The 12,984-nt window shown below is 55.2% G+C and carries 17 protein-coding genes; 5 read left to right on the top strand and 12 right to left on the bottom strand.

Annotation, left to right across the window (positions count from 1 at the left end; all coding sequences use genetic code 11):
• Positions 1–74 precede the first annotated feature (74 nt).
• The 6 genes from KVT28_RS08515 to KVT28_RS08540 form a co-directional block, all read right to left on the bottom strand.
• Positions 75–851 carry an ABC transporter ATP-binding protein gene (locus KVT28_RS08515; protein WP_217547704.1) on the bottom strand — a complete coding sequence of 259 codons (777 nt, stop codon included), beginning with the start codon at positions 849–851 and terminating at the stop codon, positions 75–77.
• On the bottom strand, positions 848–1,534 hold the full coding sequence (locus KVT28_RS08520) for an ABC transporter permease (RefSeq protein WP_061719022.1): 687 nt from the start codon (positions 1,532–1,534) through the stop codon (positions 848–850). The genes KVT28_RS08515 and KVT28_RS08520 overlap by 4 nt, the downstream gene beginning before the upstream one ends.
• A gap of 9 nt (positions 1,535–1,543) precedes the next feature.
• A complete protein-coding gene (locus KVT28_RS08525) occupies positions 1,544–2,263 on the bottom strand; it encodes an ABC transporter permease (RefSeq protein ID WP_217547707.1) in 720 nt (239 codons plus the stop codon).
• Positions 2,264–2,275: 12 nt separating this feature from the next.
• The gene (locus tag KVT28_RS08530) at positions 2,276–3,124 is read right to left on the bottom strand and encodes a transporter substrate-binding domain-containing protein (protein WP_217547709.1); all 849 of its coding nucleotides are present in this window, start codon (positions 3,122–3,124) and stop codon (positions 2,276–2,278) included.
• A gap of 16 nt (positions 3,125–3,140) precedes the next feature.
• On the bottom strand, positions 3,141–4,331 hold the full coding sequence (locus KVT28_RS08535) for a M20 family metallopeptidase (RefSeq protein ID WP_217547711.1): 1,191 nt from the start codon (positions 4,329–4,331) through the stop codon (positions 3,141–3,143).
• Positions 4,332–4,580: 249 nt separating this feature from the next.
• On the bottom strand, positions 4,581–5,471 hold the full coding sequence (locus tag KVT28_RS08540) for a LysR substrate-binding domain-containing protein (protein WP_217547714.1): 891 nt from the start codon (positions 5,469–5,471) through the stop codon (positions 4,581–4,583).
• A gap of 105 nt (positions 5,472–5,576) precedes the next feature.
• Between KVT28_RS08540 and KVT28_RS08545 the strand changes: the two genes are divergently transcribed.
• Together KVT28_RS08545 and KVT28_RS28135 are read left to right on the top strand one after the other, a co-directional pair.
• On the top strand, positions 5,577–6,281 hold the full coding sequence (locus KVT28_RS08545) for an SDR family oxidoreductase (protein ID WP_110867237.1): 705 nt from the start codon (positions 5,577–5,579) through the stop codon (positions 6,279–6,281).
• Between the two features lie 204 nt (positions 6,282–6,485).
• Entirely contained in the window at positions 6,486–6,617 is a 132-nt protein-coding gene (locus KVT28_RS28135) for a hypothetical protein (RefSeq protein ID WP_255421535.1), read from the top strand.
• A gap of 1 nt (position 6,618) precedes the next feature.
• On the opposite strand, the gene KVT28_RS08550 is transcribed toward KVT28_RS28135, so the two are convergent.
• Entirely contained in the window at positions 6,619–7,551 is a 933-nt protein-coding gene (locus KVT28_RS08550; RefSeq protein WP_217547716.1) for an AraC family transcriptional regulator, read from the bottom strand.
• Between the two features lie 159 nt (positions 7,552–7,710).
• On the opposite strand from KVT28_RS08550, the gene KVT28_RS08555 reads away from it, so the two are divergent.
• Positions 7,711–8,442, top strand: a complete 732-nt coding sequence (locus KVT28_RS08555; RefSeq protein WP_217547718.1) for an SDR family oxidoreductase — start codon at positions 7,711–7,713, stop codon at positions 8,440–8,442.
• 42 nt (positions 8,443–8,484) lie between these two features.
• Here KVT28_RS08555 and KVT28_RS08560 read toward each other — a convergent pair whose 3' ends face one another.
• Genes KVT28_RS08560 through KVT28_RS08570 form a run of 3 tightly spaced genes read right to left on the bottom strand, consistent with a single transcriptional unit; the run spans position 8,485 to position 10,706 of the window.
• Positions 8,485–9,174: a DJ-1/PfpI family protein gene (locus KVT28_RS08560; RefSeq protein ID WP_217547720.1), complete on the bottom strand. Its 690-nt coding sequence runs from the start codon at positions 9,172–9,174 to the stop codon at positions 8,485–8,487.
• A gap of 49 nt (positions 9,175–9,223) precedes the next feature.
• The gene (corA, locus tag KVT28_RS08565; protein WP_217548511.1) at positions 9,224–10,192 is read right to left on the bottom strand and encodes a magnesium/cobalt transporter CorA; all 969 of its coding nucleotides are present in this window, start codon (positions 10,190–10,192) and stop codon (positions 9,224–9,226) included.
• A 43-nt stretch (positions 10,193–10,235) separates the two neighbouring features.
• On the bottom strand, positions 10,236–10,706 hold the full coding sequence (locus KVT28_RS08570) for a GNAT family N-acetyltransferase (RefSeq protein ID WP_101761149.1): 471 nt from the start codon (positions 10,704–10,706) through the stop codon (positions 10,236–10,238).
• A gap of 93 nt (positions 10,707–10,799) precedes the next feature.
• Here KVT28_RS08570 and KVT28_RS08575 point away from each other — a divergent pair, with 93 nt between their 5' ends.
• Positions 10,800–11,342, top strand: a complete 543-nt coding sequence (locus KVT28_RS08575) for a GNAT family N-acetyltransferase (protein ID WP_217547723.1) — start codon at positions 10,800–10,802, stop codon at positions 11,340–11,342.
• Here the strand turns inward: KVT28_RS08575 and KVT28_RS08580 are convergent.
• Complete coding sequence (locus tag KVT28_RS08580; protein ID WP_217547726.1) at positions 11,324–11,644, bottom strand: AzlD domain-containing protein; 321 nt, start codon at positions 11,642–11,644, stop codon at positions 11,324–11,326. The two genes, KVT28_RS08575 and KVT28_RS08580, sit on opposite strands and share 19 nt — an antisense overlap.
• A complete protein-coding gene (locus KVT28_RS08585) occupies positions 11,634–12,308 on the bottom strand; it encodes an AzlC family ABC transporter permease (RefSeq protein WP_217548513.1) in 675 nt (224 codons plus the stop codon). Before KVT28_RS08585 ends, KVT28_RS08580 begins: the two co-directional genes overlap by 11 nt.
• A gap of 102 nt (positions 12,309–12,410) precedes the next feature.
• Here KVT28_RS08585 and KVT28_RS08590 point away from each other — a divergent pair, with 102 nt between their 5' ends.
• The gene (locus tag KVT28_RS08590) at positions 12,411–12,959 is read left to right on the top strand and encodes a helix-turn-helix domain-containing protein (protein WP_061719009.1); all 549 of its coding nucleotides are present in this window, start codon (positions 12,411–12,413) and stop codon (positions 12,957–12,959) included.
• The last annotated feature ends 25 nt before the right edge of the window (positions 12,960–12,984 follow it).

Genomic DNA, 12,984 nt, shown 5'->3' on the forward strand with positions numbered 1-12,984 from the left:
AGGTAAAACATGAGACGCAGAAGAAATGCACCAGCTCACTCTCGTTGCTGGTGCGAAGGGAAATGAAACTGTTGTTAACTATTGCGCTGTAAGTGACTACTCACAAATGCGCGACAGCGCGCGGAAAGGGGATCGCTGAACACCTGCTGCGACGAACCGGCTTCCTCAATCTTGCCCTGATGCAGGAACACCGCTTTGTTCGAGACATCGCGTGCAAAGCCCATTTCGTGTGTGACGATGATCATGGTGCGCCCCTCTTCCGCCAGGCTACGAATCACGCGCAACACTTCGCCTACCAGCTCAGGATCAAGCGCGGAGGTTGGCTCATCAAACAGAATGGCTTTCGGCTGCTGCGCCAGCGCACGGGCAATCGCCACGCGCTGTTGCTGACCACCCGAAAGCTGCGATGGCCACGCGTTACGCTTCTCGTACAATCCCACTTTTTGCAGCAGCGCTTCGGCCTCTTCAATCGCCTCTTTACTGCTGCGCTTCTGCACATGAATTGGCGCTTCGATGATGTTCTGCAGTACGGTTTTGTGTGGCCACAGGTTGAAACCCTGGAAGACAAAACCGAGCTGCATACGCATCAGCTTGATACGGCGCTGCTGCTCGCGGCTCAGCTTCTCATCGGGATTATCGATAGTGACCACTTCGTCACCCACCGCGATTTCCCCGCCCTGCGGCACTTCTAAAAATGGAATGCAGCGCAATAAGGTACTTTTGCCAGAGCCGCTGGCACCAATCAGCGAAATCACGTCGCCATCCTGCGCCGTCAGGCTAATATCGTGCAGCACTTCGTGCCCGCTATAACTTTTTCTGAGATGACTCAGGACGATAGTGGGTTTACTCATGGACGTGCTCCAACGTGATAAGGGGACAAACGGCGCTCCAGCAGCGCCACCGCTTTGCTCACCAGCACGGTCAGTAGCAGATAGATAATCGCCGCGCTGATAAACACCTCCAGCGCGCGGAAGGTCTCAGAGACGATTGAATCAGCGATGCCGGTCATCTCCATCAAACTGATGGTGCTGACCAGCGAGGTCGATTTGATCATCGAGATAATTTCATTGCTGTAAGCCGGTAATGCCTGACGCACCGCCAGCGGCAGCGTAATGCGGCGCAGCGTGGTGAAGCGCGACATACCGCTCACTTTGGCAGCTTCCAGCGACTGCACGCTCACTGCGTTTAGCCCGCCGCGTAGAATCTCCGAGGTGTAAGCCGCATCGTTAAGAATTAATGCAATCAAACCGCACCAATAAGGATCGCGCAGCAGCGGCCACAGCACGCTTTCGCGCACCGCTGGCAAGCTGCCGAGGCCGTAATAGATCATGAAGATCTGAATCAGCAGCGGCGTGCCGCGAAACACCCAGACATAGAAACGCGTAACGTAGCTTCCGAAGCGATTCTGCCGCAGCAGATTGAGCAGCAGCGCCAATACGCCGCCGCCCAACAGTGACAGCAGCGCCAGATTCAGCGTCAGCGGCAGGCCGCGCAGCAGTGCAGCTAAGGTGTGCTGCAGGAAAGTGACATCCATCGTGGCTCCTTACAACCGCGCGCGTTGTTGCCCGCGCATGGCCACTTTTTCCACATAGCGGAAAACAAAATCGGAACAGGTGGTGATGATCAAATAGATCACCGCGCCAACGCTGTAGAAGAAGAACGGCATTTGCGTCGAGTTGGAGGCGGTGGAGATCTGGTTCATGGTTTCCACCAAACCGGTGACCGAAACCAGCGCCGACTCCTTGATCACCGATTGCCACTGATTTCCCATGCCCGGCAGCGCGGTTTTCAGCGCCTGCGGCACGATCATGCGGCGGAACAGCATCAAACGGCCCATGCCCGTAACCGTTGCGGCTTCCAGCGTCCCATTCGGGATTGCGTAGAACGCACCGCGGAACACGCTACTTTGATATGCGCCGGAGATCAGGCCGATGGCAATCGCGCCGGCGACAAAGCCGTTCACGTCGAACGGACCTTGCAAGCCGAGACTTTCCCCGACAAACGACACCACCTGACGTCCACCAAAATAGAACAGGTAGATCACCAGCAGCTCCGGCACACCACGAAACAGCGTGATGTAGCCGTTGGCGAACCGCTGTTGCCAGCGCCCGCCAGCAATCTGCATCCAACACAGCAGGCTGCCAAGGATTGCGCCCAGCAGCCATGCACACAATGAAACGGTGACGGTCACTGTGGCGGCGTTAAGCAACACGCCGCCCCAACCTTCGTCACCAAAACCTAAGATTTGCCAATCAATAGCCATAAGCGCCTGGAATTACTCTTTAGGTGCGACGTTTTCGCCGAACCATTTTTCAGACAGCTGCTTCAGCGTGCCATCTTTGATCATGGAATTTAACGCCGAATCCAGCGCCGCTTTCAGCTCCGGATTGTTTTTCTGAATCGCGATAGCGGAACCCTGGCCCAACACGCCGCCCGAGAAACCGTAACCAGTGCTGTTCACCGTATCCGCATGCTTTTTCACATAGGCATTCAGGTTAGTGCGTGATGCCATTACCGCATCGACGCGGCCATTCAGCAGATCGGCGAAGGTTTCCGGGCCGGCCTGATACGTGCGAATCGTCGCCACATCCGCCAGATATTTGTTGAGGAAGTCCGCCTGAATGGTGGCAACCTGTACCGCGATGGTTTTGCCTTTGAATTTGGCTTTCAGTGCATCAATAGATTTGGTCATCGCGGCTTCGTCATCCGCCAGCACCACTTCGCCATTGCCTGGCAAAGTATCAACCGCGCTGCCCTTCAGGGTGACGAAACCTGAAACACTGACGGTGTACTGGCGGGAGAAATCTACCACTTCTTCACGCTTCGGCGTGACGGTCACGGCATCGATTACCGCGTCATATTTGCCGTCGACTAAACCCGGAATCATACCGGACCATTTCTGTGCCACGATTTCGTATTTGAAACCGGCTCGTTTAGCGATTTCAGCCACCATATCCGGCTCATAACCGACGATTTTGCCGTTCGGCGTAGATTGGTTAAATGGCGGATAAGCGGCTTCGGTGGCGAATTTCAGCGTGCCAAAATCTTTTGCCTGCACCAGAGCGGAAGAGGCAAGCAGCAGCATGCCCACAGAAGCGGTAAACAGTCCATTACGCATCATCATAAAACCTCTAAGTTCGTTATTTTGAGAGTAAATCAATGGCTAAACGGGCTAATGCCTGCGTGCCGGCATGGATACTGCGCTCGTCGGGTTGGTAATCCGAATTATGCAGATGGTCGTCGCGTCCCGGTGCACCGGATCCAATGTGGATTTGGCAACCTGGCGCGCGCTCGGTAAACAGCGAGAAATCTTCGGCACCAAAGCTGGCGCTCGGTTTGGCGATAATCGCTTTACCAAACTGATGCGACAAAATCGGTTCCAGCACATCAATCAACGCATCGTCGTTCATCAACGGCGGTACACCGCGCTGATAATTGACCTCAACGCGCACATTCAGCGACAGCGCGACGCCCGCGCAGATACGTTTGAACGCCTCTTCAATGTGCGCACGCGCCGCCGGTGATTTGGCGCGCACTGTGCCCTGAATCAGGCAGCTATCGGAAATAATATTGTGAGTGGTACCGCCATGAATATGGCCGATGGTCAGCACCGCTGAATTGGCGGGATCGAGTTCGCGCGAAATAATGGTTTGCAGCTGGCTCACCAGATTGACGGCAGCAATGATCGGATCGGTTCCCATGTGCGGACGGGCCGCGTGGGTTGATTTACCGTGCACTACCACATCAAACTCATCGCTGGAAGCGGTGCTGGCGCCGCGCGTTAAGCCGATTTCACCGGCGGCCAGTTCCGGTTTGTTGTGCAGCGTGATGGCCAGATCGACGCCCTCTGCCGCGCCATCAGCGATCATCGCTTCGGCCCCGCTATCGGGCGTCTCTTCTGCTGGCTGGAAAATCAAACGTAACGTGCCATGCAGCTGCGCGCGATAGTGCGGCACTATCGCCGCCACGCCGAGCATCGTCGCGGTGTGAATATCGTGGCCGCAGGCGTGCATTTTGCCGGGATAGTGGCTGCTGAAAGGTAAGCCGGTTTGTTCGTGGATTGGCAACGCATCCATATCCGCGCGTAACAGCACGGTTTTACCGGGATGCGCGCCGACAATATCAACCATCACGCCACTTCTGCCAACGCCGGTTTGCGGCGTCAGACCCAGGCGCAGCAGTTCCTGCTCAACGATGTGGGCAGTGCGGACGGTGTCGAAACCCAGCTCTGGATGCGCGTGTATATCACGGCGAATGGCGATGAGATGCGCCTGCATGCTTTCACTTTTGGCGCTGATGTCCCTGGCTAAAACATCTTTATGATCGGTCATATGCAAAGATCTTTTTCAGGCGTAAACCTGGCCTTTATGGCATTTTTATTAAAATTGACTCCGTATTTATTCACAGCCCCCGGCAGAATGCAACGCGCAATCCGTTGCTTTACTTGCTGAATTTTCGCGATATTTTGCTAATTCACTGCCTTGACAGGATAAAACCCCATGTCTGCATCATTAAGCAGTTATAACATTCATGATCCCGCGTGGATCATCAGTTTTACTGATTTCGTTATTGAACAAATATCAGCCGCTAACCTGCGATAAAAGCCAATCGCGCACCGCCATCACCGGCGCCTGCTGGCGCGGACGGCGCGGCCACACCAGATACCAACCGGCATCCAGGGTCATTTGCTGCGTAAACGCGGGCACCAACCGTCCGCTGGCAAGATCGTTCTGCACGAAATGCGGGCTGGTGAGCGCAATACCCTGCCCGCTAATCGCCGCTTCCAGCGCCAGCGCGGTTTGATTGAAACGCAGGTGATGCTGATGATGCAGCGATAAATTCGGGAAGGTAAACGCGAGAAATGCTGGCCACAGATGGTGACCATCGTGCAACAAGGCGTAGCGCTGACAGTTGTCGCTTGCAGCCGGATCGCCAAGCTTGGCTAACAGCGTAGGACTCACCACCGCTAATACCGTTTGGCTAAACAGCAAAGTGGCATCAAGACCCGCGCCAAACGGTGGCCTGCCATAACGCACCGCTAAATCGACGCCTTCATGATGAAACTGCACCAGCCGCTCAGAAGCCATCACGCGCAGATCGATATCCGGCCATGCGGTGGTAAAGCCCGGTAAACGCGGCAGCATCCAGCGGCTGGCAAAGGTAGGTGTAACGCTCAGCGTTAAGCGATTCGGTTCTGGTCGCAGCGTGCGCGTGGCCTCATCAATCAATTCAAATGCCTGACGAATGCTGACCGCATAGCCCGCACCCGCGCCGGTCAGCGCCAGCGTGCGCGGCAATCGATCAAACAATTTCAGTCCAAGGCTGGCTTCCAGAGCACGAATTTGCTGCGCCACCGCGCCCTGTGTGACGCCTAACTCTTCCGCCGCCAGGCGAAAGTTAAGATGGCGCGTCACCGCTTCAAAGACTTTCAACGCATTGAGCGGCGGTAGTTCGCTGAATCCCTGACTCATCCTGTAGTTTTCCTATCGTCAATTGGCAAACAGACTGACTCTCTGCTGCCAAAATTACCTTTTATACTGGTTTTAATCGATTTTTAATTAACAGGAAGATTAATGATGACAGTAGAAAAAGTTGCAATAATCGTCGCCGGTGGCAGCGGCATGGGTGCAGCAGCAGCCGAGAAACTGGCAAGCGATGGCTATAAAGTGGCAATCCTCTCCTCCTCCGGCAAAGGTGAAGCGCTGGCGGAGCGTCTGGGCGGTTTGGGCGTGACCGGTTCTAATCAGTCGGTAGCGGATCTGCAGAAGCTGGTGGATCAAACGCTGGCGCGCTGGGGCCGAATAGATGTGCTGGTGAACAGCGCCGGTCATGGTCCGCGCGCGCCGATTTTGGCGTTAACCGATGAGCAGTGGCAGCTTGGCATGGAAACCTATTTTTTAAATGTGGTACGCGCCACGCGTCTGGTCACGCCAATCATGCAGAAACAAGGCGGCGGCAGCATTATCAACATCTCCTCCGCTTGGACGTTTGAGCCAACCGATATGTTCCCGACCTCGGCGGTGTTCCGCGCCGGCCTGGCATCCTTTACCAAAATCTTTGCTGATGCCTACGCGGCCGATAACATCCGCATCAACAATGTGCTGCCTGGCTGGATCGACAGCTTGCCGAAAACCGATGAACGTCGGGATAGCGTGCCATTACAGCGTTACGGTACGTCTGAAGAAGTGGCGGCGACCATCGCCTTCCTGGCTTCACCTGGCGCAGCCTATATTACCGCTCAGAATATTCGTGTTGATGGTGGCGTGACGCGCAACGTTTAGCGAGTAAATGCGTAGTGTTCAGCCGCTCAGGGATCAGCGCCCTGCGCGGCTTTTCTTTTATTTATGGTTTACATTCCAGACCAAAAACAAGACCGGTCTCGTCGATTTCATTACCAGATAAAAGACAGAATAGTCTGATTCGCTGACAGGGATTTCATACTTCAGCCAACAAACTTTCTTCTAAAATTCTGATTTGAGGTCGCTATGCAATCGATTTTACGTTCACGTTTCTCTTCTTTTCTGACAGTCGAACGCCGTGTAGTTTGGCAAATGATGTTTACCGGCTGCGCGGTATTCTGGATTTTGATGGTCGTCGCCATCATGAGCATTCGCTAAGCTAATGCGCCTGTAATCGGCCGGACAGCTGTTCCGGCGGTAACAACTCAAACGCCCGCTTCATCTCCCGCGCCTCTTCTGCCGGACTGCGACCAAACAGCCTTTTGAACTCACGATTAAACTGCGAATCACTTTCATAGCCGACGCGCGCTGCGGCACCTGCGGCGGTAAGATTGTCGCGGATCATCATCAGACGCGCCTGATGCAATCGCAGCGATTTTAGATATTGAATCGGCGAGGTTTGCGTCACCGTTTTGAAATGCAGATGGAAGCGCGGCACGCTCATCCCGGCTTCATTCGCCAGATGCGGTACATCCAGCGGCTGACGCCAGTCGGCATGTATACGCTGCAAAGCCCGCGCGATACGACCAAAATGGCCTTGATAAGTTAACGCTGCACGCACCGCGCCACCCTGCTCGCCCATTAATACGCGAAAACAGATCTCTTCGACCCGCGCGGGTCCCAACACTTTGGCTTCAAGCGGATCGCTCAACGCTTCCAATAAACGCAGTGTGCTCTGCGCCAGGATTTCATTGATTGGTGTGGAGATGATGCCCGCCGGCGCAGCGGTTACCGCCAATTCACTGCTGGCCAGCTGCGCCACCAGCCGCGCCACCATGGCAACATCCAGACGAATCGCGATGCCCAGCAGCGGCTCTTCTGATGTGGCTTCCGTCTCGGCAGAAAACGGCAGCGGCACTGACAACACCAGATAGTGCTGCGCATCATAGCGATACATCTTGTCGGCGAGGAAAGCTCGTTTTGATCCCTGGCAAATAATAATGATGCTCGGCTCATACAGTACCGGCGTGCGCGCCCACTGCCGATCGGCCCGCATAAAGCGCACGCTATCAAGCAGTGATTCGGTATAGCCTTCCTGACGCGCCAGCTGGCTGAGTAAAGCGCAGGTGCGCTGTTGCACGGATTGCGACATAAATAATTTCCACTGAGATATTCAGGCAAAGCATAGCCATCAAGCTGCTGTTTGCACAATGCACGCGAGAGGATCAGGCAAAGATGCGCCACAATCCGGTCTGTTGCGCATTGTGTGATTTATCAACAATAGCCTCGTCAATTCAACGAGGAATGCATCATGAACACAGCGAAGAAAGTGATTATTTTGACAGGTGCCAGCAGCGGCATAGGCGAAGGTATTGCACATCATCTGGCGCAGCAAGGTCATCAACTGGTGCTTGGCGCGCGCCGCACCGATCGTCTGCAAGCGTTAAGTGAAGAGCTGCGCATTGGCGGCGCGAACGTGGATTATCTCGCCACCGACGTCACCCAACGCGCTGATATCCAGCAGCTGGCCGATTTTGCACGGGAAAAATATGGCCGTATTGATGTGATGATCAACAATGCCGGCGTCATGCCGCTATCACCCATGAGTTCAATGAAAGTCGATGAATGGGACTTGATGCTCGACGTCAATGTTCGCGGCGTGCTGTATGGTATTGCGGCGGTGCTGCCGACCATGCAAGCGCAGCAGTTTGGTCACATTATTAATATCGCCTCGGTTGGCGCGCTAACCGTTTCGCCGACCGCCGCCGTTTACTGCGCGACTAAATTCGCCGTACGCGCGATTTCCGATGGCCTGCGTCAGGAGTCGCAACATCTGCGGGTTACGGTGATCAATCCCGGCGTAGTCGAATCTGAACTGGCGGATAGCATCACCGATAGCACCGCGCGTGAAGCGATGAAAAGCTATCGCCAGATCGCGCTCCAGCCAGCAGCGATTGCCAACGCGGTGAGTTGGGCCATCGATCAACCTGGCGAAGTGGATACCAGTGAAATCACCGTGCGCCCTACTGCCAGCGCACATTAAGCAGTAACAACCGTGGCGATTTCAGGCTGAAATCGCCAGCTTTCACTCCTCGCGCTTGAGCCGTGCAGCGGCACTTTCTGTCGCCGCACGTCGGCGAGCAATAAAATCCTGCATCTGGCTTTTTGCCTCGGCCAAACGTTGCGGCGAGGCGCTGCGCGGTGAACCTGAATGGAATGGCGGCGCCGGATCGTACTCCATCTGCAGCTGGATATTTTCTGCGATTTCACGTCCAAGCAGCTCTTCCGCTACGGTTAACGCAAAATCAATGCCCGAGGTGACGCCCGCGCCAGTGATGCGGTTGCGATCGCGCACCACGCGTTCGGCTACCGGCGTGGCACCGAGCAAGCTCAGTTGATCAAGCGAACCCCAATGCGACGTCGCGCGATATCCCTGCAACAATCCCGCAGCACCTAACACCAGCGAACCGGTACACACTGAAGTTATCCACTTTGCGTTCTCCGCCATACGACGGACAAAATCCAGCGTTTCGTCATCGTCCATCAGCGCAATTTGTCCGGGACCGCCGGGAATGCAGATCAAGTCGAGTTGCGGGCAATCGGTAAAGGTCACGGTGGGTACGATCGCCAGACCGCGATCCGACATCACCGGCTGGCGATCTTTCCAAATCAGATAATTGTTAGCGTTGGGCATGCGGGCAAACACTTCCCACGGACCGGTGAGATCGAGCTGCGTGAGGTTGGGGAACAGTAACAGACCAATATTAAAGGACATCTTTCGCTCCAGATCGCAGGAAGTTTTAAAAAATGCAGGCATTCAGCGGTTAAAGCCAACCGGCCTTTTTCAGCCGCCACCACATCACGCAGCAGATAACAACAGTAATGCCCACCACGGCGGGATAGCCAAAGTGCGTGTGCAACTCCGGCATATCGGGGAAGTTCATGCCGTACATACTGAAAATGATGGTGGGCACAATCAGGATCGCCCCCCAACCGGCGAGCTTTTTGTTTACTTCGCTTTGCTGCACCGACACCAGCGCCAGATTCACCTGCATCGCGCTGGTGAGCATTTCGCGCATGTCTTCCGCATCGATCATCACGTGATGCGCGTGGTCCTGTACGTCACGCAGATAGGCGCGCAGATTTTTCGGGATGATATCTTCGTGGAAGCGCACCAGCTGCTGGCAGATTTCCGTCACCGGCAGCGCCGCATTGCGTAGCGCCAGCAGTTCACGGCGCAGATGATAGACGTTTTGCAACGCGTCGCTGTCAAAACGCGTAGTAAACATGCCCTGTTCCAGCCCGCCAATGCGATCGTTAAGTGATTCGGTGATTTTGCTGTAGTTATCGACGATGAAATCGAGGATGCAATAGAGCGCATAACCCGGACCTTCACACAGTAATGCGTGGTTCTTTTCGGCTTTGGTGCGGATGTCGGCATAACCTTCCGATGAACCGTGACGCACGGTGATCAGGAAGTTTTTGCCAAGGAAGAAGTGGGTTTCGCCGAAGGTGATGCGCTGCATATCGTCCATGTGCGCGGTTTTTACCACAATAAATACCGAATCGCCGTACTGCTCAATCTTTGGTCGCTGATGCGCTACCAGCGCATCTTCAATTGCCAGTTCGTGCAGGCTGAACTCCTGCTGCAGCGTCTGCATAAAGGCCGGTTCGGGTTGGTACAAACCCATCCAGACAAAGGATTTCTCTTCTTTTAATACTTCACTAATATCAGCGATGTCGACATGCTCTTCACGCTTACCGTGGCGATACGCTACGCAATTAATGACCATATTCGCGCCGTCCTTGTTGTTTTCACTTTTTTTCATTTTAGCCTTAAAGCTCGCGTACCATTTCGACGCAGGGAAGATCGGCTTGTGCCAGCGCCGAGGGATAAAGCGTCTCACGCACCACACGAAAACCGTGACGCAGATAAAAGCCGCTCGCGTTGGGCGTGGCGGCGAGTGTCAGTTTATCAAAACCCCGCTGACGCGCTTCATCGATGATTACCTGCATGATGGCGCTGGCATAACCTTTGCCGTTGCAGGCGGGCAGCGTGAAGATCGCTTCAACGCTGCCGTTGTGCAAGTCAAGAAATCCGGTCGCGGCCACGCCATATTCAGCATCCTCAACCACATAAAACGGATGGCTTCTGACCGCCTCGAAATAGCCGGACGGTAACGCATCGGGTGTCCATGCGCTGATAACATCAGCGGGATAAACGCCCCGGCAACCGTGGCGAATGGCAAGGTTGCGGATGCGCCACAACGTGGCCGTTTCATCACAGCGGGCTAAACGCGGTTTCATACGTTTTCCTCTATGCTAGTAATCCGTGGAGTATCACAGTAACAAAACTCATCAGGAAGATAACGCCGGTTCCGGCTACAAAAGGTTACGACAATGCAACTCACTTCATCACGTTTGTTTCTTCGTCCGGTTGAACCCACCGATGTTCAGCGCCTGTTTGCCATCTATGGCGATCCCGCTACCAATATGTTCAATCCGGCGGGTCCGTTTCCCGATTTAGCCTTTGCAGAGGAGGTGTTAAATCGCTGGCTGGCGCACTGGCAATCCTTTCCCTTTGGTAACTGGGCAATTTGCCTGCGGGAACACCCGGATGAGGTTATCGGATTTGGTGGTTTATCGGTGCGCGAGTTTGCTGGCAAGCCGGTAAACAATCTTGGCTATCGTCTGGCGAAAGAGGCGTGGGGAAAAGGTTTCGCCACGGAGTTTGCACGAAGGGTTATCGCTTATGGCTTCGATGAATGCCAGCTTCCGGTTATTGATGCGGCGGTGCGTCAGGATCATATAGCATCACAGCAGGTACTGGAAAAGGCGGGACTGCGCTGTTACGGCCAGGTTCACGATGTCCCGGGCGCGCCCGCCAGTTTGGTATATGAATTACGCGCGCAAACCTGGCGCGATCAGGGCACGCCGAAGTAACGTAGCAACGCGGTCATTAGTGCGGCACCGATAATCACCAGGATTAGCGGTGTGCGGCGCCAGGCCAGAAACACCGCAAACAGCACGCCGACGATGCGCGCCACGCCGGCAAAATGCGTGCCTTCAAACAGCGCGGTGGTAACGGCCACCGCCAGCAGCAAAACGGTGGCAGCATCGGATAGCATATTGCGTGCGCGATCCGACATCTGCATGCGGCTGCCCAGACGATAACCGGCGAAACGAATCGCATAAGTGCCTACCGCCAGCAGCGCGATGCCGCCAATGATCAGATTATTTTCCATTTTTACGCTCCCGCCAGCTCAGTAATCCCAGCAGTGAAAACAGCACCGGCATGCCCGCTGGCACAAACGGTGTCGCCAGCACAGACAGCGCGGTGCCGAGCGTAGCGGGGATCAGCGTACGACGCTGACGCAGCGCCGGGAATATCAGGGCAATCAGGATCGCTGGGAACACCGCATCCAGACCAATGGCCGATACGTCGGGAATAAAGCGCCCGATCACCGCACCGCCAATGACCGACAGCGGCCAGATGGTGAAAATACCTAATCCGCAAATCCAGTACGCGGCACGACGTTGCGCCAGTTTTGGCTGGGAAATACCAAACACCACGCTTTCATCATTCATGATGTGGCATCCCAACAAACTGCGGCTGCCTTTGCCAACCAGATCTTTCACCGCAATGCCAAACGGCAGATGACGCGCGTTGACCAGCAAACCCGCCGCCGCCGCCGTTAACGGACTGCCGCCGCCAGCCACGATGCCGATAAACAGGAATTCCGACGCGCCCGCCAGCACCAGCGTTGATAGCGCAATCGGCACCCACAGCGGAAACCCTTCCGCTGCCGCCAGAGAACCGTAAGAGAGCCCGACAATGCCGTCGGCAAGACAAACCAGGAAAATGGCTTTTATTACTCCGCGATCAAGCGGTACTGCACCCAGACGCATCACAATTTGATCTCATATCGAACAGGAAAGCCGTTATAATGAACGCGCCAGAATCGTTTTACAAGACGAACAAATCGTTCGATATAAAGAACAGGAGAGGGTTTGACCACGCCAATTGATATTATTGCTGTCGGATTACTGCGCGAACGTCAGCGCGCGGGGCTTTCACTGACAGAAGTGGCGCGTCGCGCCGGTATCGCCAAATCTACGCTGTCGCAGCTCGAAGCGGGCAATGGCAATCCCAGCCTTGAAACGTTGTGGGCGCTGTGTGTGGCGCTGAACATTCCTTTCGCGCGTTTGATGGAGCCGGAAGTGAAGCGATTGCAGGTAATTCGCCGTGGCGAAGGCATGATCGTCTCGGCGGAGATGGCGGATTATCAGGCAGCTTTGCTGGCAAGTTGCCCGCCCGGCGGACGCCGCGATCTCTATCTGGTCACCAGCCAACCGGGCGCGCCGCGCGATTCAAAACCGCATCCGCCGGGCTCGGTGGAGCATGTGATTATCGCGCGTGGCCGGGCGCTGGTTGGGCCGCGCGATGCGCCGGTCGAACTGCATCCCGGTGACTACATTTGCTATCCCGCAGACGAACCGCATGTTTTCGAAGCCTTAGAGGCGGATACCATGGCGGTGCAGCTGTCGGAGCAGAATTGAGTGTCGGTGGGTCAGGTCGCCATAA

It is taken from the genome of Pantoea sp. GbtcB22 (assembly GCF_019091025.1).
In the GTDB taxonomy this organism is placed as follows: Bacteria; Pseudomonadota; Gammaproteobacteria; order Enterobacterales; family Enterobacteriaceae; genus Pantoea; species Pantoea leporis.